Raw genomic sequence first — 19,894 nt, 5'->3', positions numbered from 1 at the left:
TATCCGTTCATCCGTGGAGTTCACATCATGAGTAAGCGACAACCGCAAACCCAGGTATTCTTTGGCGTTCTGTTATTAATTTTTGGTGCATTGGCACTGGTAGATAATTTAGATATTTTCAGTACGCGTCAGTTTTTCCAGTTCTGGCCTATGGTATTTATTCTGGTCGGCATGCTCAAAATTTCCCGCAGTCAGAATACCTCCGGTCGTCTTATCGGCGCAGGTTTCGTTGCCTTAGGCGCGCTGCTGACGCTGCAACATCTGGGTATCGTTTACTTCAGAATGCGTGACTGGTGGCCAGTTTTTATTATCGCTGCAGGTCTGATGATTATTTTCAAGGATAAGATAAATAGCAGTACATCTTATTCCAATCCGGCCACAGGAAGCAGCAATCAGCAAGCGGAGAGCAATATCTCCGCAATTATGAGCGGCGCGAAAATGCAGAACTCCACACCGGATTTCCGCGGTGGCGAGCTGACCGCGGTGATGGGTGGTATCGAACTTGATCTGCGTAATGCCGGTTTGCAAAACGAAGCGACCTTAAATGTCTTTGCGATGTGGGGAGGAATAGAATTAAAAATCCCCCACGACTGGACAGTCATTTCTCAGGGAGTACCCATTCTGGGTGGGTTCGAAGATAAGACCGTACCGCCGATGGTACGCGATAAAAAATTGTACCTGCAGGGATATGCCATCATGGGCGGAGTCGAAGTGAAGAACTGACGCTCGAGAACTCACATGCATCCGATTCTGTCCGATTTCCGCCGTTTTCTCTGGTATGTCGCAATCTGGCTGTTAGTAGGCGCTTTATTTTCCAGGCTCCTGGTTTCCGCTGGATTGTGCCAGTGGATTTACGCCCTGACTTTCGCTCTGCCCGTGTCACTGATTTTCGGTTTTGTGGCGACGTCGTCGTATTACATTTGCCGGACACTTCCCTTATCCAGACGTTCTATTTTTCTGACGTTTCTGATGTTCGGCAGCAGTGCGATGGTTTCAGGCATCCTGCTGTTAGGCATATGCGAAATCTGGAATATGGCTCTCATTTCCGTGACCGGTAAGGAAGCTGTACTCGTTATCTCGAACCAACTCGCAGCAATTATTCTCGCTACAGGATTCGCACTGTATTTGCTTTCCTTGTTGGCCTACGATGTCCTTATTAGTTTTGATAATTTGCGCGAAGCAGAACGTCGAGAGGCTGCTTCCCGCCTGTTTGCCCGTGATGCGGAATTACAGCTTTTACGTACACAAATTGATCCTCACTTTTTATTCAACAGCCTCAACTCCATCAGTGCACTGACAAGCATTGATCCTGCTGGCGCCAGAAACATGGTAATTTCCCTCGCAGATTTTTTCAGAAAAACGCTGGCCTTGTCTGAACACACCGCAATCACTGTCAGAGAAGAACTTGACCTATGCGAACATTTTCTGGCGGTAGAAAAAATCCGTTACGGCCAGAAATTACAAATCGATATACAAGTTGATCATACTGATCGTGCATTAATACCGCCAATGAGTTTACAACCCTTATTTGAAAATGCGATCAAACATGGCGTACGGCAATTGCCTAAAGGCGGCTTGATTAGCGCCAGCATCTGTGGCCAAGACGGATGGCTACATATCCGTGTAGAAAATCCCGTTTCAGATAAAGTAAGCACGGATAGCGGTATCGGCTTGGGATTAACAAATTTGCGCGAGCGTTTTAATACGATTTATGCTGATCGTGCCAGGGTGCACTGGTCACGCACGGACAATCTCTTCTTTGTAGAAATATCCTTACCAATAGAGTTAAAACGACAAACTGACACGATATGAATCATTCCCTCAGAGTATTAATTGCCGATGATGAAGAACTTGCCCGCCGCCTGATCCGGGAGTATCTGCGCTCTCATCCGGACATCGTCGTTATCAGTGAGTGCGAGACCGGCACCGAAGCAGTCGATGCAATATTTGCGCATCAACCCGATCTGATTTTTTTAGATATACAAATGCCGGAATTAACCGGGCTGGAAGTATTGGATGCCACAGGCAGAAAATCCGGCATTATCTTTACGACCGCGTATGACCAATATGCGGTAAAGGCCTTTGACTTGCACGCAATCGATTATCTTTTGAAGCCATTTTCCCAACAGCGATTTGATGAGGCACTACAGAAAGCGAAAAAACTCCTACAGGAAGATAAGGCCGCGGACTCATCGCCAATTGGTATACAGCAACTGATTACATCAAACGTCCAACAATCACAGCGCCTGACGATACGCGACAGAGAGAAAGTACATGTACTGACGTTCGAGGAAATTGATTTTATTGAGGCGCAGGATGACTATATTCTGATTCACGCGAACGGCAGAACAGTGATGAAAACGCAGAGTCTGTCGGACATTGAGGAACAACTTTCGTCCACCGGTTTTGTCAGAGTCCATCGCTCTTATCTGTTGCAGATGAAGGCATTAACAGGGATAGAACGCCAGAGTAAGGATACTCAGGTGGCCGTGCTACGCAGTGGTATAAAAATTCCAGTCAGCCGCACTGGCTACGAACGCCTGAAAACGAGATTGAATTGATCGACTTTGCACCACGTTATTTTTCGGTGAATCAGTCGGCGACAACGAACAGTTATTCTCGTTTTTTGTCGACTTGAACCCAGAATAATTCCGTTCATCGCAGCTCGGATGCAAAGCAAAGAAATTAAGTCTATCTTTCTGCTTCAGACAAACAACCGAGGAAAGAAGATGAACTCAATAAATCGCGATGAAATGACAGCATTCTTCCGCCAAAGCCTGCATGAATTTATTTACCTCATCAAAAAAGCGGCTTACCTGATTGCCAGTTTGCCACTGCACAGCATTTTTATCGCTTGCATCGCTATCGCACTGATATTCACTGTGCTCCCGTTGGCAATCAGTCTCTTTTGTCTTTTTCTTTTATTGAAAATATTCAGCGTCGGTATTATTTTTGCAGTCAGAAAAACACGACGCGGCTCCGTAAAGCAAATTATTTCGCGTCATGACTAACGGTAAAAACGAATACCGTTTCAGTTAAGCTCGATGCTGATTAATCGCGTCACGAGTTTCAATCGCGACGCGTCGGGCAGCTTCTACAAAGGTTTCATTGCCGGACGTTTTTGCGTACAAAATTGCGCGCGACGAATTAATCATCATCCCTGTTCCGTTTGCTGTTTTTCCAGCTGCAACAGTTGCAGCAATATCGCCGCCTTGTGCGCCAATGCCAGGTACCAGCAATGGCATATCGCCAACAATATGGCGCACCTGCGCCAACTCATCAGGAAAGGTCGCGCCAACGACCAGAGCACATTGTCCATTGGTGTTCCATTTTTCTACCACCAGTTTGGCAACATGCTGATACAGAGGAACGCCACCTACATTCAGAAATTGCAAATCCGATCCGCCAGCGTTTGAGGTGCGGCATAAAACAATCGCGCCTTTATCTTTCCATTCCAAATACGGAGCGACTGAGTCAAATCCCATGTACGGATTGACGGTCACCGCATCGGCGGCATACCGTTCAAATGCTTCACGTGCGTATTGTTCGGCCGTTGCACCAATATCTCCCCGTTTCGCATCCAGTATGACGGGAATAGTAGGATAAGTCGTTTTGATATAGCGGCACAGTGCTTCCAACTGATCTTCGGCGCGTAATGCAGCAAAATAAGCAATCTGCGGTTTGAATGAGCAAGCGAGATCGGCAGTCGCATCGATGATCGCTTTGCAAAAAGTAAAAATAGCATCAGGTTTGCCGGCTAACTCGGCAGGAAAACGACTGATATCAGGATCAAGCCCAACGCAAAGCAGAGATTGATTTTCAGCCCAGGCGGCATTTAATTTTTCGATAAAAGTCACAACTTACCTCTGCATATACGGGTTTTCATTAATCCAGCATTATACCGTGCAGACTCAGGCCCGATAGACCCGAAGATCAAAGACAAGTGGTACCGAATTTGATTATCATGTCAGGCAATCATTATTATTTCTATTTTTTTGAGTGTCATATGAACGAATCTGTAAAAAAAGAACCGGACTTACTGGCACTTGATAACCAGTTTTGCTTTGCGCTGTACTCTGCGTCGCTGGCACTTACCAAAAGTTATAAACCGCTGTTGGAACAACTCGGCCTGACGTATCCGCAGTATCTGGTCATGCTGGTACTTTGGGAACAGGATCATATTCTCGTTAAAGAGATAGGAAACGCCCTGTTTCTTGACTCTGGCACACTGACGCCTCTGTTGAAACGAATGGAAGCAGCTGGCTTGCTGGAACGCCACCGGGACGACTCTGACGAACGGCAAGTCAGAATTATTCTCACCGACAGCGGGAAAGAGTTGAAAAAAGCGGCAAAAAAAATTCCACTCAAAATCCTCTGTGCCAGCGGACAAGACCAAGACACACTGATGCAACTGCGCAGCCAACTCTCAGAATTGAGAGCCAATCTCACTGAAAAATAAAATTCCTTTATCGAGTGCATAGAAAAAAATAATCACAATTTAAATTGCACACAATTAAATTGTGTAATATTATTCATCCATCGACTCATAGGGTCGTAGCGAAAATATTCTTCATGCAGTCAATTTAAATGGGAAATCTTATGCAAGTTCTTTACACAGCAAGTGCAACTTCTACCGGTGGTCGCGATGGCCGCTCTGTCTCCAGCGATAATCAACTGGACGTTAAACTCACGACGCCAAAAGAATTAGGCGGCGCGGGCGGCGCAGGTACAAATCCGGAACAATTATTCGCTGCTGGTTATTCTGCATGTTTTATCGGTGCACTGAAGTTCGTCGCTGCGGCGAGTAAGACTGCGTTGCCAGCAGATCTTTCAATCAAAGCAGACGTCAGCATCGGCCCAAATGGCAAGGGTGGCTTTGGTATTCAAGTAGCATTGAATATCTCTTTACCGGGAATGGATCGCCAGGTAGCCGAAGAACTGGTCAATAAAGCCCACGAAGTTTGCCCATATTCGAACGCAACTCGCGGCAACATTGAAGTAACACTGACCATACTGTAATCACGTAGCGTGTATCAGGGAGAAATTGCCCTGGCACTACAGAATCAGAACAAATGCAAGTGACCTGCACCGGTTTTTCTTCTAAAAATTGGTGCGGGTATTATTTTTCCTATGGATGTAAAGTTAGCTTGACATTGATTTTTTTAACGTTAATATGTAAAGCATACTTTACTTTTTTGACGTATCAATTTCTGAATCGTCAAGAAGTAAGGTAAAACAGCCTGCATTTGCGAGGCTATTTTCATGACCACAAGTGTCAAATAAACTTTACATGGAGAATGTCATGCGTGAGAAACAAGCGAATCACATGTATTTCAAAGAGTTACTGGGTGCTTTTTTTATTTACTTTATCGTTATATTTCTCAGTAATTTCCTTGCTGATCAGATGACGCCGCAGCCGCTTCGTACCCTGATTATTTTGGCGCCGGTCATTCCAGCCATCATGATGATCTGGGCGATTATCAGACAATTCCGTCGTATGGATGAATACATCAGACGTCGTCAATTAGAAAATGTCGGTATTTCCGCGGCGATGACCGCTGTCTTCGCATTATCTTATGGCTTCATGGAAGCAGCAGGATTTCCTAAATTAAGCATGTTTATTGTCTGGGGCTTACTGATGGCGGGCTGGGGCGTAACCGATGCTGTGCGCTGCTGGCAAGAGAAGTCAGCATGAGAAATTCGCTCAGGGAATTGCGTGCTCAAAAAGATTGGAGCCAGGCGCAACTCGCCGATCTTCTGGAGGTGTCCAGGCAGACGATTAACGCTATAGAAACAGGCAGGTACGATCCCAGTTTGCCGCTCGCGTTTGCAATCGCAAAATTATTCGGAATGCCGATAGAAAAAATTTTTGAAGCGGAATAAGACTGAAAACTTGTCTGCAAACGAAGATGAGTTGAATGCATATTTTTCACCTTATCTTCTTTCTTGACTGGATATGATATGCATTTGATTCTTACCAGAAGCCTCTTGTGATTCTACCTATATGATTCCATTTATCAGCAAAGAAAATGTACGGCGGGCATTACAATATCCGCAGCTCATACAAGCGTTACGGGAAGCATTTCAACAAGAAATAGTGACTCCAAAACGACATGCGCATCAACTATCGGAACAGGTCAATTCAAGTTTACTTTTGATGCCAGCATGGAATCCATCCGGTCATACTGGTGTGAAATTAGTCACGGTTGCACCACAAAATAAAGACACGCCGACCGTGCACGCAGTATTCATTTTATTCGATTCCATCACTGGCGTGCCGCTGACCTTTATGGATGGTGAGGAAATAACGCAAAAACGAACTGCAGCGGCATCAGCGCTCGCTTCCAGTTTTTTATCCAAAGAAAACAGCAGTCATTTACTTCTCGTTGGCAATGGCAGCCTCGCGCCACATATGGCACTCGCGCATAGCTATACCAGACCGATCAATAAAATCAGCATCTGGGGGCGATCAGTAGAAAAATCAGAAAGCTGCCGTCAGACCTTATTATCTTTCACAGATTTGCCAAAGAATATCAAAATTGAAGTCAGCGACGATCTCGCGGGATCCTGCATGTCCGCTGACATCATCACCTGCGCAACAACAAGCAAACAAGCCATCATCAAAGGAAAATGGATACAAGCAGGTACGCATCTTGACCTGGTTGGCGGTTTCAAACCGGATATGCGCGAAGTGGACGATGAACTGATGGCAAAGTCTGTCGTCTTCGTGGATACATTCACCGGAGCATTCGCAGAAGCCGGCGATATTCTGCAGACATTACAAAGTGGTAGCTTAAAAAAGGAAGCGATTGTTGCCGAGCTTGCCGATCTCTGCGCCGGGAGACATAACGGGCGCCAATCGGAGCAGGAAGTGACGGTATTTAAGTCAGTCGGAACGGCTCTGGAAGATTTATGCGCGGCGAACCTGGTCTGGCAATATCACCAGCAGGAATCAAATGAAAACGCATCTGCCTGAGTTTTTCAACAACGCAATTATTAACTGAGATCCGTTATACGTGATCTCAGTTGCCATCGATAAACGTTCAGACTTTAGGGATACCGCCCAATAAGGCCGCACGCTTTTGTGGTTTTGCAGCAGCGCTTTCACTGGTTTTAGCAGAGGTTCCGGTTTTCAGGGAAGAAGATACCGCTGGCTCATAAGGCTTCAAGAACCACGGGTCTACTTTTTCTCTTGGCGGCTGATAACCACGCGCAGGTTTTTCGCTACGATCAGTGCGCTCGGTACGTTCAGATTTGTCGCGTACCGGACGGCTACGCTCCACCTGATGGGTAGCAGGGACAAAACCAGCGAGAGTCAATCTGACAATTTTCTGTTTGATCAGCTTCTCAATATCAACGAGCAAGCGCTCGTCCTGATCCGTGTACAAAGAAATTGCATCACCTTTAGCACCAGCACGCCCGGTACGGCCAATACGGTGAACATAGTCTTCGGCGTTATACGGAAGATCGTAATTGATCACGCAAGGCATTTCGGATATATCCAGACCACGCGCAGCCACATCCGTTGCCACCAGTACTTCCACCTCACCGCGTTTAAAATCTTCCAGCGCAACCATGCGTTCATTTTGCGATTTGTCACCATGAATCGCAGATGCTTTTACGCCTTGCTTCACCAGATGGACAGCGAGACGTGACGCACCGATTTTCGTGTTACTGAAAACAATCACTTGTTTCAAACCACGCTCACGGATAATGAAAGAGACAGCATCACGCTTCTCATCTTCCGCAACCTTGTACAAAATCTGCGTGACGTTGTCAGATGTTGCGTTACTACGAGCAACTTCTATCGTTTGTGGATCGTTCAAAAAGCTGGCAGCCAGCTTTTTAATTTCAGGAGAAAAAGTCGCCGAAAACATCAGGTTCTGGCGCTGCTTAGGCAACAGATTGATGATGCGCTGCAGATCCGGCAAAAAACCCATATCAAGCATACGATCAGCTTCATCCATTACCAGAATCTGCGTCTGCGATAAATTAATCGTCTTTTGCTGAACGTGATCGAGCAAACGCCCCGGTGTCGCAATCACGATTTCCACACCTGAACGCAACATGGCAACTTGTGGCGCCATATCCATGCCACCAAAAACAACTGTGGAACGTAAAGGTGTGAAGCGAGAGTAGGCTTTGACGTTCTCGGCAACCTGATCCGCGAGTTCACGCGTTGGCGTCAGTATCAAAGCACGGACAGGATGGCGCGCTGGCGAGGCACTGGTACTTGCATGAGCAAGCAAACGCTGGATAATCGGCAAAGAAAACCCTGCTGTTTTACCTGTGCCAGTTTGCGCGGCCCCCATCACATCCCGACCTTGTAATACAACAGGAATTGCTTCCGCTTGTATGGGCGTAGGATGGACATAGCCCTGCTCAGTTAAAGCACGCAGGATATCAGGAGATAAGCCGAAATCTTCAAACTTCACTTTGTGTTCAGTCTGATCAGAAGGGGAATTTGGAATGGACTTAGTATCAGTCATGGTAAATGGTGGGCCTCCCGTGAGTCGAACACGGTACCAACGGATTATGAGTCCGCTGCTCTAACCAACATGAGCTAGAGGCCCAATTCTTTCTGCAAGCTCTGCCTGCTGTAATCTGAGGTTAATCCAGGTTTGGAAATCACTTCAGGATTTGCAGGAAAAGCCCGATGCTGCCGCCTGCAAAACATTGTGCTGAAAACTCAGCTCAATATATTAACGGGCGCTGAAAAAAATCAGCGCCAATTATATAACATTAATTACCTTCAAGGAAGCTCTTCAGCTTATCTGAACGCGATGGGTGGCGTAACTTGCGCAATGCTTTTGCCTCTATCTGACGAATCCGTTCGCGTGTCACATCAAACTGTTTACCGACCTCTTCTAAGGTATGGTCAGTTGACATTTCAACGCCAAAACGCATACGTAATACTTTCGCCTCACGTGGCGTCAGAGAGTCAAGCACATCCTTCACGACATTGCGCATGGAAGCATGTAATGCTGCATCTGCCGGAGCAAGCGTGTGATTATCCTCAATGAAATCGCCAAGATGAGAATCATCGTCGTCGCCGATCGGTGTTTCCATCGAGATTGGCTCTTTAGCGATTTTCATGATCTTGCGGATTTTATCTTCCGGCATTTCCATCTTGATCGCTAACGTTGCCGGATCTGGCTCTGCGCCCGTCTCTTGCAAAATCTGACGCGAGATACGATTCATTTTATTAATCGTCTCTATCATGTGCACAGGAATACGAATCGTACGTGCCTGATCGGCAATCGAACGGGTAATCGCCTGACGTATCCACCAAGTTGCGTAAGTAGAAAACTTGTAACCACGGCGATACTCAAACTTATCCACGGCCTTCATCAGACCGATATTACCTTCCTGAATCAAATCCAGGAATTGCAAGCCGCGATTGGTATATTTCTTCGCAATGGAAATCACCAGACGCAAGTTGGCCTCAGTCATTTCACGCTTTGCTTTACGCGCCTTCATTTCACCAGCCGACATCTTTTTATTGATGCCACGCAGATCAGGCAATGGCAATACCACGCGCGCTTGCAAATCAATCAATTTCTGCTGCAATTGCTGAACCGCTGGAACATTACGTCCTAGAATCGCGCTATATGAGTGCCCCGCATTCACTTCGCCTTCAACCCAACTCAGATTGGTTTCATTGCCGGGGAAAACTTTAATAAAATGCGAACGCGGCATACCACAACGATTCACTGCCACATCCAGAATTTGCTTTTCAATATGACGAACTTCGTCAACCTGTCCACGCAAAGTATCGCAAAGCTTTTCAACTACTTTGGCAGTAAAGCGAATGCCAAGCAGTTCATTCGAAATAGCTTCCTGCGCTTTAACGTAAGTCTTAGAGTTATAGCCTTCCTTCTCGTAAGACTTGCGCATTTTTTCAAAATTAGAGGCAATGATTTCAAACTTGGCGAGTGCCTCACGCTTCATTTGCTCTAACTGTTCAGAAGAAATTGCGGCAGCGGCAGCGGCACCGCCATCCTCATCTTCTTCCTCTTCATCTTCTTCCTCGTCTTCATCTTCATCAGATTCTTCTGCTGCAACAACGACAGCAGGAGCAGGAGGCGCATCTTCGGTCGCATTTGGATCGACCAGACCATCGACGATTTCGTCGATTTTTATTTCATCTGCAGCGATTCTATCGGCCGCGGCCAGAATTTCTGCGATTGTCGTCGGACAAGCTGAAATTGCCTGAATCATATCCTTCAGGCCTTCTTCAATCTTCTTCGCAATAACGATTTCGCCTTCACGCGTCAACAACTCAACCGAGCCCATTTCACGCATATACATGCGAACCGGATCGGTAGTGCGTCCGAAATCAGAATCCACGGTTGACAATGCAGCCTCAGCGGCCGCCTCGACTTCATCATCATCCGTCGTGACAGTCACCACGTTATCGGATAACAACAATGTTTCAGCATCAGGCGCGCGCTCATAAACGGCAACGCCCATGTCGTTGAAGGTGCTGATAATGCCTTCGATCGCTTCAGGATCAACAACGTTTTCCGGCAAGTGATCGTTAATCTCGGCAAATGTCAGATAGCCACGATCTTTACCAAGCTTAATCAGTGTTTTCAGTTTCTGACGACGACGTTCGAGCTCTTCCTCTGTCGCCTCTGGGTCAGAGGAAAACGCATCCTTCAATAACGCCTTCTCTTTTGCTTTGCGATCTTTTGCTTTGGCCTTATCGATTGCCTTCATTTCCGCGCGTTCAACCGCATTCAATGCTGCAATTTCTTCGTTTTCCGGCTGATATTCTTTTGGCTTGCGGCCACGGCGTCCAGGCACCTTCACGCCAGGCAAAACATAGCCGGACGTATCGATAGCAGCAAGCACGGCAGCGTCTGTGGTCTGACTGACAGTAGGCGCAGATCCGGTCTTGATTTCCTGAACTTCAGGTGCAGCAGCTTTTGCTGATTTCTTGGTAGGTTTGGTCACTATCTTTGAATCGGTTTTGTTAGTTGTCACGGAAGCTTTCGATGTTGCGGATGGTACTGATTTAGCTCGGGACGACTCCGTTGTCACTCGCTTTTGCTTACCTTCAGCCTGATGAACTGCACCTTCCGCCAGCTTCTCATCAATTTTTTTTGCTTTCGGTGGCGCCTTGACTGTAACCTGCTTCACAGTTGTTTTAACAGTCGTTTTTTTAGATGGGACGCTAACTGATTTCTTTGTATCTGTTTTTGCAGCAACCGACTTTGAGACCGTCTTTTTGACTGTCGACGCGGACGCTGCTGGTTTGCTTACTTTAGGCGCTTTGATATCTTTTACCCCCGTTTTTTTACCCGCCACACTAACAGTTGCTGCGACCTTTGCTTTTGCGACGGCCTTCACTGGCGCAACGACTTTCGGTGCCTTGGCAGCGACAGGCTTGCTGACGGCTTTGGATTGCACTTTCGGGCTGGTAATTTTTGCTTTGGCTACAACTGCCTTACTCACCGTTTTTGCTGCGGTGCTGGCACCTGCATTTTTAGATGCCTTTGCCGTAGTTTTTTTAACCGTTGTAGGCATCAGGGTTTTCGAGGGTTTCTTCATTGCGCTAGCCATTGAATCAAACCATCCGGAACTGAGGAAGTCGCCTGCTGACATATTTTGCAATAAAGACATACTCCTGCATCAGGCCAGGTGACCTGTATGCAGAGCAAATCATTTTTGCTTCAGACTTCCCGAGTCTCAGCGCCAGTGTTTTGGGTTACTCGGAGGAGCATACGCTCACCTAAACAACACATTTTGCGATAATCAAATGATTTTACGCAAAATGAAACAACCTAAGACCTTGAATCGTAAGCCTTTAATTATACCATGCGAGCGTCACATTCTCTAGCCCAAAGCCAGAGCAATGACAACTAAATTGATAAAAAAATAGGCAAACCATTTATCATCACAGACATAGCCTAAATCAATTCAGATAAAAAACTGACAAATTTCTTGCTAAAAAAGAACCGTTGCAAATTACTGGCGACTTCCTGCTTCCGCGGCCGCCTCTTTGCGCAATTCTTCCTGCAACTGCATAATTTCACGCCAACGCGCCTTTTCCACTTCAGTACGCAAACCTGACGCCACCAATCTTTCTGCCTCATATTTGAGCGCCTGAGAGCGAATTTGCCGCATAGCACCGAGCAACTCCAGTCTGACCAATTCAGCATCAGCATCGGTCTGACCTGCCACCTCCGCAATCAAACCATCGAAATCAGAGCTAACGACACGCAATCGCTCGGCGAGCGCGGCAAATTGCGCGCCCTCGCCCATCTCTTTCGCAATACCGACCAACTGCATTAACATCTCTGCACCATCCGGCGCCAACAATGCGGCTTCAGCAAGCGCAACATCGTCCAGCATCAGCGCTAAGGCCGGATAAGCAACGAGTATGCGCATAATCTGACGCTCCAGCCCAACCGGCGCACTGCGTTTTGAACGTGGCGGCGCAAGCTTCTGACGGGCAACTGGCTGGGAAAGCTCAAACAAAGCCTCTATCTCGGCGGGCGTTGTCTGCGTCACCTGCGCCAGATTGCGCACCATTTGCAAACGCAACCCTGAAGGCTGCATCGCCTGCAGCAAGGGCTTCGCATCAAACTGCGTTTTTGCACGCCCCTCTGCCGAATTGAGATCATTATCTGCAATCATCTCCCGCATAAAAAACTGGGACAAGGGCATCGCCTCATGTACTTGCTGCTCAAATGCATCCGCACCAAATTCGCGAATAAAACTATCTGGATCGTGTTCGGCAGGCAAAAACAGAAACTTAATAAATTTATCGTCATTCGCATGCGGTAAGCAGGCATCCAGCGCACGCCGGGCCGCGCGGCGTCCGGCAGTATCACCGTCGAAGCTGAATACAACGTGATCGGTCTGTCGCAACAATTTTTGTACGTGTGTTGGCGTACAAGCCGTGCCCAGCGTCGCAACGGCTTGCGGAAAACCCATTTGCGCGAGCGCCACGACATCCATATAGCCTTCAGTGACCAACACATAACCAGCATCCCGAATCGCCTGACGTGCTTCAAATAAACCGTAGAGTTCGTAACCCTTCTGGAATAGTGGCGTTTCAGGGGAGTTCAGATATTTGGGCTCGCCCTGCTCCATAATGCGCCCGCCAAAACCGATGATCTGCCCCTTCGTATTACGGATTGGGAACATCACACGATCACGGAAGCGGTCATAGCGCTTGCGCCCGCCCCCCTCTTCGTCACTCTTATCGATGACCAGCCCAGCCTCAACCAACTCGGGCGCCTGATAGTCTGCAAAAACAGAGCGCAAACCATCCCAGGCATCCGGCGCAAAACCCAAACCGAAGCGCGCTGCAATTTCTCCGGTCAAGCCGCGCTTTTTCAGGTATGCAATCGCTGGCGGCGCCGAGCGCAACTGTTGTTTGTAATACTCGCCCGCTTTCGTCATGACTTCTGACAAGGCCAGACTTTTGGCCTGCACCTCCGCCCTTTGTGCAGGTAGCATGCGATCTTCTTCGGGAACGACCATGCCATTGCTTTGCGCCAGATCGCGGATAGCGTCGACGAAACTCAAGCCTGAGTACTCCATCAAAAAACCGATAGAGCTGCCATGCGCACCGCAACCAAAGCAGTGATAAAACTGCTTGGTCGGGCTCACGGTGAAACTGGGAGATTTTTCATTATGAAAGGGACACAAACCCATATAGTTTGCGCCGCCTTTTTTCAGCTGGACGTATTTACCCACCACGTCAACAATGTCAACGCGGGCAAGTAAATCCTGAATAAAACTTTGTGGGATCAAGTCTGCTTAGCGGCTTTTCAGCCGCTGCAATTGACAAATAAAATTCAAAATTAACGGCTTAAAGCGGCTTTCACCAAGCCAGATACTTTTCCCATATCTGCACGTCCGGCGAGTTTTGCTTTTAACACATCAATCACTTTACGCATATCCTGTGGACCAGCAGCACCGGTCTCGGCAACAGCCGCGGCAACCGCAGCCTGAACTTCTTCATCCGACAAAGCTGCAGGCATATAGGTGGACAGCACAGCCAATTCCGCTTTTTCGATATCGGCCAAATCCTGGCGGCCACCCGCTTCAAATTGCTGAATCGAATCTTTGCGCTGTTTGATCATTTTTTCAATAATGGCGAGGATCATGCCATCATCCAATTCAACGCGCTCATCGACTTCTTTTTGCTTCATTGCAGCCGTCAACAAACGGATAGTCCCGAGCTTGCCAGCTTCCTTGGCACGCATCGCGGCTTTCATATCATCGGTGATTTGCTCTTTTAAGCTCATGACTTACCCCTGAATAACTGAATCAGATAAAAATAATAAAGCCCGCTGCGGTTGACCGGAGCGGGCATGCAATACTTAAGCAATGCAATACCGAAAGTATCTGACTAAGCCAGACACCATATCGGAATTAATACATTTTCTTAGGCAATTGCTGACTACGAATACGTTTGTAGTGACGCTTAACTGCTGCTGCCAGCTTACGCTTACGCTCTGCAGTTGGCTTCTCGTAGAACTCGCGAGCGCGCAATTCGGTCAACAGACCGGTCTTTTCGATAGTGCGCTTGAAGCGGCGCATGGCGACTTCGAACGGCTCGTTTTCTTTAAGGCGAATTGTGGTCATGTAAGTTCAAACCAATGAAAGATTTATAGAAGAACGAGATATTAGCAGGCTTTTGGAGATATGGGAAGGACGATGATTAAATCTTACGCAAAAAACTTGCTCAGCTCTAGCAAAAAACAACAAGAAGTCAACACCCCAAACCAGATTTTTTAAGAAAAATGGGGAGTATCCGGCAAAAACCAGCGAATGTCCGCGTTAAATCTGGGGGTTAAAATATACTCCCCCCAGTATTTAAAGACAGCCAGATCGCCGTCATTCCCGTTGCCTCAGCCGGAATAGCCGCGCTTTATACCGCCATTCCGGCAGCGCTGCCCGACGCCCACGCCCATTGAAAGTTATAGCCGCCCAGCCAGCCTGTGACATCGACGGCCTCGCCGACAAAATACAGCCCGGGCACTTTGTTTGCCATCATGCTCTGCTGTGACAACTCTCGGGTATCGACGCCGCCACGCGTGACTTCCGCCTTGCGATAACCTTCAGAACCGTTAGGGGTCAGCTCCCAACGATTGATTTTTTCGGCCAGCAAACGCAAACGCTTATCCTGCATATCCGCGATTTTCAGGTTGCCGTCGAATGCATGAGCCGTGAGCAGGCCATCAATCAGGCGAACTGGCAAATATTGCGACAAATAATTCGCCAGATTCTTTTTTGTCGTCGTTTTCGCCGCAATCAGATCTTCTGCCAGATCGACTTCGGGCAACAGATTAATCCGGATAGGCGTACCAGGTTGCCAGTAGCTGGAAATCTGTAAGACGCCCGGCCCCGACAAGCCGCGATGCGTGAACAGTAAATCTTCACGAAACAACATTTTGTTCTTCTTGTCGCCAGTCTCAATATCGACCTCAAGAGAAATACCAGACAGCGGCACAAACGGCTCCCACGCAGCAGCATCAAACGTCAATGGCACCAAAGCCGGTCTCGGTTCTATAATTTTCAAGCCAAACTGACGGGCAATTTTGTGTGAAAAATCAGTGGCGCCGATTTTGGGTATCGACAGGCCGCCCGTAGCAACAACCACCTGATCCACCATGATGTCGCCGTGTGAGGTCTGCACAACAAAACCAGCATCTGCCTTTTGAACGTCTGTGACAGGACAAGACATACGCCATTGCACCTTACCCAGATCACATTCTGCTTTCAACATGCGAATAATGTCTTCGGCACTGTCATCACAAAATAACTGACCTTTGTGTTTTTCATGCCAGCTAATGTTGTGGCGCTTGATCAGAGATAAAAAATCCTGCGGCGTATAGCGCGACAAAGCACTTTTACAGAAATGAGGATTTTCTGACAAAAAATTCACAGGGCTTGCATGCAGATTCGTAAAATTACAGCGCCCGCCGCCAGAAATACGGATTTTCTCTGCAAGACGACTCGCATGGTCGATCAACACCACACGTTTGCCACGCTGCCCAGCCACCGCCGCACACATCATTCCTGCCGCGCCGGCACCGATTACAGCAACATCAAATTGTTTATTCATGGCAGCCTCAAAAAATTCAGGCGTGATTGTAGCGGAATCCCCTTCTGCTACGGATACTAAGAATCTAAGAATCAGAATAGCGTTACCACAATATGCCGCGCGCGCCATCACCAACTTAATCGCGCAGCTCAACCTGAAATGCCGCTTTACAGTGCAAAATCGCCTCATCGTAAAAGATCGCACCAGCGGACTCTGCAAATGCTGAAAACGGACGATGCTGATCGCAGCAGCACCCGACTGTTTGAAATTCACAACACGATTTTACGTATATTGAAACTTATTTTTGTCATAAAAGAGTTAATACTTGACTTGATTTACATCAAAAGAGATAACTAATTACAGCCGCAAGCAAACGTTTGCGTAGTAACGGAAAAACAAGAAACATCATCGTCGCTACGCACACTTCTGGCTCATTAATGCACTCAATCTGGTCACTGATCATCCACTACGGGGACTCCCTTCATGCAAAAATTATCTTCTCATTCCGTACTAAAAGTACAAGCTCGCAGCTTGATTGCATTAGCAATCGCATCTGCGTTTCCTATGCAAGCTGCATGGGCGCAGGAAGCAAGCAACGATACGACGAAACTGGAAACAGTCATCGTCACCGCGAACCGCCGCGCGGAAAACATCAAAGAAGTGCCGATGTCCATTTCTGCCATTAAAGGCGAGGCGCTTGATACTTATAATGCCAGCGGTCAGGATATCCGCTTCCTTTCAGCCCGCGTTCCCAGTCTGAATATTGAATCCGATTTTGGTCGGTCTTTCCCACGCTTTTATATCCGCGGTCTGGGTAACACTGATTTCGATCTGAATGCATCGCAACCTGTCGGACTGATTTTTGATGATGTTGTGCAGGAGAGCCCTATTCTCAAAGGCTTCCCGGTTTTCGACGTTGATCAGGTTGAAATTTTACGCGGCCCACAAGGCACGCTGTTTGGTCGCAACTCGCCAGCTGGCGTGCTGAAATTTGACTCGGCAAAACCAACGAACCGCTTTGAAGGTTACGGCAGCCTCGGTTACGGCAACAACAATGCGGTGAATCTGGAAGGCGCCATCAACGTGCCGCTCAGCAAAGAATGGGCGATGCGTTTTTCCGGTCAGGCGCAAAGCCGTGATGACCGCGTTACCAATCCACGTTCTACCGGCGAAAAAAATCTGGAAGGCTACCGCGACAATGCAGCACGCCTGCAGTTCGCTTACAAAACATCTGACTTCAGCGCTCTGATTAATTTACATGGTCGCGACATGTCTGGTAACGCGACCTTATTCCGCGCCAATATCATCCAGAAAGGTACGAATAATCTGGTGCCGGGCTTTGATTATGGCACCTACCCTACCGATGGTCTGAATACGCAAACCCTGACCTCTTCCGGTGCCAGCCTGCGTCTGCGCTGGGATTTGCCAGGTATGAGCGTTCACTCCATCACGGCGTATGACAAAGCAAAATTCTATAGTCGTGCGGACGTTGATGGCGGCTATGGCGCCGGCGCCACTTCAGGCCCGGGATTCATTCCATTCGCATCTGAAACCGCTGATGGCCTGCCGAATCTAAAGCAAGTCACGCAGGAAGTCCGCGTTGAATCCAACACTAAGGATCCGCTGCAATGGATCACCGGCCTGTACTATTTCAAAGAAGAGCTGCAAGTCGACAGCTTTAACTTTGACTCCATGAGTGCTGGCAATCCACAAAATGGCTATGCAGTGCAGCATCAGAATGCAAAATCGTGGGCCGCATTCGGTACACTGAACTATGCGGTTAACGACAAATTGAAACTGCGTGGTGGCGTGCGCTATACCAGCGATAAAAAAGATTTTGACGCACAGAGAACGCAGACGCCATTCGGCGGGAAAAATACCGATTTCTTGCAAGCACATCCGTCTTCCACTAACGTCAGTTGGGATCTGGGTGCCAATTACACACTGGACAAAGAAACGTCTTTATTTGCCCGTGCTGCAACCGGCTATCGCGCTCCCAGCGTTCAAGGTCGGGTGCTTTTCGGCGACACGATTTCCGTCGCACAGTCAGAAAAAACCTTGTCTTTCGAAGCAGGTATCAAAAAAGATATTCTGGATAACACGGCTCGCGTCAGTGCCACCGTATTCCATTACACCGCGAAAGATTTGCAACTCACTGCCGGTAGCGGCAGCGTTAATCAAAATAAACTGGTCAACGCTGACAAAGCCGTCGGTCAGGGTTTTGAACTGGACTTGCAAGCAAACTTGAACCGCAACTGGAAAACAACAGTTGGCGTGAGCTATAACGATACTGAAATCAAGGATGACAAACTGTTCGTTGCTCCATGTGGCAACGGTTGTACCGTAACGAATCCGAAAGGTTCTGTCGCAGGTACGGTTTTAATCGGCGGCAACCCGTTGCCACGCGCGCCTAAATGGGTAGGTAATTTCTCGTTGAAATATTCGACACAAATCGGTGCCGGTACTTTGTACGCGAATACAGACTGGGCTTACAAAGACAGCTACAACATGTTCCTGTATGAAGCCAAAGAGTACAAGGCAAAGTCGATGCTGGAAGGTGGTCTGCGCGTAGGTTACGTATGGGCCGATGGCAAATATGAACTTGCAGCTTATGGTCGTAACATCACCAATAAGCAACAAGTTATCGCCGCCATCGACTTCAACAATCTGACAGGTATCGTGAACGAACCACGCAGCTATGGCGTGCAGTTCAAAGCAAACTTCTGATACTCAGTCACAAATAAAAAACGCCGGATGATGAATCCGGCGTTTTTTTTCGTCAATCGTGAACGGAACATTCTGCAGTTTCTTGCAAATATCTCTCCGGTAAATTACTTCGCTAATCGCTGATGAATCAGGTGTGACACCAGCACACAATGCTCTACCTGCGCCGCAATATTCACCGGCACAGGAATTTCTTCATTTAATACACGCTGTATCCAGGCTGCGGTAGTCGCGGCATCGAACTGCTCCGGAATATTTTCAATCTCTCCGACGATCACAGATTGGGTGTGGGCCAAGGTTGTCACTTCGCCTTCGTGTATCCAGTCTATCTGTTGTGCGCGTCCGGTACTGGCTACCGTCTCGCCTTCGGTTCCGCGCATTAAAAAAACGTCACCGGCGTCATGTGGCGCACGCTGGCTAAAGTAGTGCTGCAACATCTGCTGATATTCCGGATGAGTGTAAGAAGTCAGGCGCAAAGCTGGTGTTGTAAACGGCTGCAGTAACTTCACTAGGGTATGCGTCGAGTTACGAACGCCGAGAATTTTTCTTAAAGAAAGCAAACGTGCGAGAGTGGGAGCAAGCAATTCAACGGGAATGAATGCCGGGCGCCTGTGGGACATTTCCTGGCTGATATCGGACGCATTACTACAAACAGGAAAATTCAGCGCAGAAAAAATTTCGGCAGTTGTCACGCGACCGGGATCACTACTGACGCCATGAACCAGCACAGGTACGCCACGACGGGCCAACAAGATTGCCAGTAATGGTGTCAGATTCGCTTTTTTGTGGGCGCCGTTGTAACTTGGTATCAACACCGGAACATAGTTGGTGTTGACTGGTGCTTCCAGTGCCAGCATAAACGGGCGGGCAGCGTGTAAAAAACCGGCGATCTCATCGATCGACTCGCCCTTAATCCGCATCGCCAGCAAAATCGCACCCAACTCAAGCTCGCTGACGCGACCATCCAGCATCGCCGTATACAAGGTCGCAGCATCTTCAGTTGACATGCTACGGGCACCATCTTTTCCCCGACCAATTTCCTTAATGAATCTGGCGGCGGGAAAAACAGTTGCTACTGTTTGAGTCAGATCGTCGGTCATC

18 protein-coding genes and 1 tRNA gene are annotated in these 19,894 nt (G+C 47.9%); 10 read left to right on the top strand and 9 right to left on the bottom strand.

The window, feature by feature from the left end; genetic code table 11:
- Positions 1-27 precede the first annotated feature (27 nt).
- The 4 genes from KDM87_RS11935 to KDM87_RS11920 all read left to right on the top strand — a co-directional run bounded on the left by KDM87_RS11935 (position 28) and on the right by KDM87_RS11920 (position 3,011).
- Positions 28-723, top strand: coding sequence for a LiaI-LiaF-like domain-containing protein (locus tag KDM87_RS11935; RefSeq protein WP_212679309.1), 696 nt, complete (start codon positions 28-30; stop codon positions 721-723).
- 15 nt (positions 724-738) lie between these two features.
- The gene (locus KDM87_RS11930; RefSeq protein WP_212679308.1) at positions 739-1,812 is read left to right on the top strand and encodes a sensor histidine kinase; all 1,074 of its coding nucleotides are present in this window, start codon (positions 739-741) and stop codon (positions 1,810-1,812) included.
- On the top strand, positions 1,809-2,561 hold the full coding sequence (locus KDM87_RS11925) for a LytR/AlgR family response regulator transcription factor (protein WP_212679307.1): 753 nt from the start codon (positions 1,809-1,811) through the stop codon (positions 2,559-2,561). Before KDM87_RS11930 ends, KDM87_RS11925 begins: the two co-directional genes overlap by 4 nt.
- A gap of 168 nt (positions 2,562-2,729) precedes the next feature.
- A complete protein-coding gene (locus tag KDM87_RS11920; protein ID WP_212679306.1) occupies positions 2,730-3,011 on the top strand; it encodes a hypothetical protein in 282 nt (93 codons plus the stop codon).
- A gap of 24 nt (positions 3,012-3,035) precedes the next feature.
- Here the strand turns inward: KDM87_RS11920 and pyrF are convergent, their stop codons facing one another.
- The gene (pyrF, locus tag KDM87_RS11915; RefSeq protein WP_212679305.1) at positions 3,036-3,857 is read right to left on the bottom strand and encodes an orotidine-5'-phosphate decarboxylase; all 822 of its coding nucleotides are present in this window, start codon (positions 3,855-3,857) and stop codon (positions 3,036-3,038) included.
- A gap of 149 nt (positions 3,858-4,006) precedes the next feature.
- On the opposite strand from pyrF, the gene KDM87_RS11910 reads away from it, so the two are divergent.
- From KDM87_RS11910 to lhpI, 5 genes are all read left to right on the top strand, one after another.
- Positions 4,007-4,459 carry a MarR family winged helix-turn-helix transcriptional regulator gene (locus tag KDM87_RS11910; RefSeq protein ID WP_212679304.1) on the top strand — a complete coding sequence of 151 codons (453 nt, stop codon included), beginning with the start codon at positions 4,007-4,009 and terminating at the stop codon, positions 4,457-4,459.
- 140 nt (positions 4,460-4,599) lie between these two features.
- Entirely contained in the window at positions 4,600-5,019 is a 420-nt protein-coding gene (locus KDM87_RS11905; RefSeq protein ID WP_212679303.1) for an organic hydroperoxide resistance protein, read from the top strand.
- Positions 5,020-5,302: 283 nt separating this feature from the next.
- Positions 5,303-5,695 carry a hypothetical protein gene (locus KDM87_RS11900; protein ID WP_212679302.1) on the top strand — a complete coding sequence of 131 codons (393 nt, stop codon included), beginning with the start codon at positions 5,303-5,305 and terminating at the stop codon, positions 5,693-5,695.
- Positions 5,692-5,883, top strand: coding sequence for a helix-turn-helix transcriptional regulator (locus KDM87_RS11895; RefSeq protein WP_212679301.1), 192 nt, complete (start codon positions 5,692-5,694; stop codon positions 5,881-5,883). The genes KDM87_RS11900 and KDM87_RS11895 overlap by 4 nt, the downstream gene beginning before the upstream one ends.
- Positions 5,884-6,004: 121 nt before the next feature.
- Entirely contained in the window at positions 6,005-6,976 is a 972-nt protein-coding gene (lhpI, locus tag KDM87_RS11890) for a bifunctional Delta(1)-pyrroline-2-carboxylate/Delta(1)-piperideine-2-carboxylate reductase (protein WP_212679300.1), read from the top strand.
- A 67-nt stretch (positions 6,977-7,043) separates the two neighbouring features.
- Here lhpI and KDM87_RS11885 read toward each other — a convergent pair whose 3' ends face one another.
- The 7 genes from KDM87_RS11885 to KDM87_RS11855 form a co-directional block, all read right to left on the bottom strand.
- On the bottom strand, positions 7,044-8,489 hold the full coding sequence (locus KDM87_RS11885) for a DEAD/DEAH box helicase (protein ID WP_212679299.1): 1,446 nt from the start codon (positions 8,487-8,489) through the stop codon (positions 7,044-7,046).
- A gap of 6 nt (positions 8,490-8,495) precedes the next feature.
- Positions 8,496-8,573 (bottom strand) — tRNA-Ile (locus KDM87_RS11880).
- A 169-nt stretch (positions 8,574-8,742) separates the two neighbouring features.
- Positions 8,743-10,989, bottom strand: a complete 2,247-nt coding sequence (gene rpoD / locus KDM87_RS11875; RefSeq protein WP_212679538.1) for an RNA polymerase sigma factor RpoD — start codon at positions 10,987-10,989, stop codon at positions 8,743-8,745.
- A gap of 984 nt (positions 10,990-11,973) precedes the next feature.
- Entirely contained in the window at positions 11,974-13,770 is a 1,797-nt protein-coding gene (gene dnaG / locus KDM87_RS11870; RefSeq protein ID WP_212679298.1) for a DNA primase, read from the bottom strand.
- A gap of 50 nt (positions 13,771-13,820) precedes the next feature.
- Positions 13,821-14,267, bottom strand: coding sequence for a GatB/YqeY domain-containing protein (locus KDM87_RS11865; RefSeq protein ID WP_212679297.1), 447 nt, complete (start codon positions 14,265-14,267; stop codon positions 13,821-13,823).
- A gap of 127 nt (positions 14,268-14,394) precedes the next feature.
- Positions 14,395-14,607, bottom strand: a complete 213-nt coding sequence (rpsU, locus tag KDM87_RS11860) for a 30S ribosomal protein S21 (protein ID WP_005877634.1) — start codon at positions 14,605-14,607, stop codon at positions 14,395-14,397.
- A gap of 286 nt (positions 14,608-14,893) precedes the next feature.
- Positions 14,894-16,090: a BaiN/RdsA family NAD(P)/FAD-dependent oxidoreductase gene (locus tag KDM87_RS11855; RefSeq protein WP_212679296.1), complete on the bottom strand. Its 1,197-nt coding sequence runs from the start codon at positions 16,088-16,090 to the stop codon at positions 14,894-14,896.
- Positions 16,091-16,552: 462 nt separating this feature from the next.
- Between KDM87_RS11855 and KDM87_RS11850 the strand changes: the two genes are divergently transcribed.
- Positions 16,553-18,796 carry a TonB-dependent receptor gene (locus tag KDM87_RS11850; RefSeq protein ID WP_212679295.1) on the top strand — a complete coding sequence of 748 codons (2,244 nt, stop codon included), beginning with the start codon at positions 16,553-16,555 and terminating at the stop codon, positions 18,794-18,796.
- Positions 18,797-18,900: 104 nt separating this feature from the next.
- Here KDM87_RS11850 and ybiB read toward each other — a convergent pair whose 3' ends face one another.
- Positions 18,901-19,893, bottom strand: coding sequence for a DNA-binding protein YbiB (ybiB, locus tag KDM87_RS11845; RefSeq protein WP_212679294.1), 993 nt, complete (start codon positions 19,891-19,893; stop codon positions 18,901-18,903).
- Position 19,894: the final 1 nt, after the last annotated feature.

Source organism: Cognatundibacterium rivi (assembly GCF_018139565.1).
Taxonomy (GTDB): Bacteria; Pseudomonadota; Gammaproteobacteria; order Burkholderiales; family Burkholderiaceae_D; genus Undibacterium; species Undibacterium rivi.
Note: the sequence above shows the minus strand (reverse complement) of the source record. Positions and strands in the feature narration are given on the sequence as shown.

Coding starts and splice junctions, on each gene's coding strand:
- KDM87_RS11935 (WP_212679309.1), top strand. CDS start 28: ATGAGTAAGCGACAACCGCAAACCCAGGTATTCTTTGGCGTTCTGTTA.
- KDM87_RS11930 (WP_212679308.1), top strand. CDS start 739: ATGCATCCGATTCTGTCCGATTTCCGCCGTTTTCTCTGGTATGTCGCA.
- KDM87_RS11925 (WP_212679307.1), top strand. CDS start 1,809: ATGAATCATTCCCTCAGAGTATTAATTGCCGATGATGAAGAACTTGCC.
- KDM87_RS11920 (WP_212679306.1), top strand. CDS start 2,730: ATGAACTCAATAAATCGCGATGAAATGACAGCATTCTTCCGCCAAAGC.
- KDM87_RS11910 (WP_212679304.1), top strand. CDS start 4,007: ATGAACGAATCTGTAAAAAAAGAACCGGACTTACTGGCACTTGATAAC.
- KDM87_RS11905 (WP_212679303.1), top strand. CDS start 4,600: ATGCAAGTTCTTTACACAGCAAGTGCAACTTCTACCGGTGGTCGCGAT.
- KDM87_RS11900 (WP_212679302.1), top strand. CDS start 5,303: ATGCGTGAGAAACAAGCGAATCACATGTATTTCAAAGAGTTACTGGGT.
- KDM87_RS11895 (WP_212679301.1), top strand. CDS start 5,692: ATGAGAAATTCGCTCAGGGAATTGCGTGCTCAAAAAGATTGGAGCCAG.
- lhpI (WP_212679300.1), top strand. CDS start 6,005: ATGATTCCATTTATCAGCAAAGAAAATGTACGGCGGGCATTACAATAT.
- KDM87_RS11885 (WP_212679299.1), bottom strand. CDS start 8,489: ATGACTGATACTAAGTCCATTCCAAATTCCCCTTCTGATCAGACTGAA.
- KDM87_RS11865 (WP_212679297.1), bottom strand. CDS start 14,267: ATGAGCTTAAAAGAGCAAATCACCGATGATATGAAAGCCGCGATGCGT.
- rpsU (WP_005877634.1), bottom strand. CDS start 14,607: ATGACCACAATTCGCCTTAAAGAAAACGAGCCGTTCGAAGTCGCCATG.
- KDM87_RS11855 (WP_212679296.1), bottom strand. CDS start 16,090: ATGAATAAACAATTTGATGTTGCTGTAATCGGTGCCGGCGCGGCAGGA.
- KDM87_RS11850 (WP_212679295.1), top strand. CDS start 16,553: ATGCAAAAATTATCTTCTCATTCCGTACTAAAAGTACAAGCTCGCAGC.
- ybiB (WP_212679294.1), bottom strand. CDS start 19,893: ATGACCGACGATCTGACTCAAACAGTAGCAACTGTTTTTCCCGCCGCC.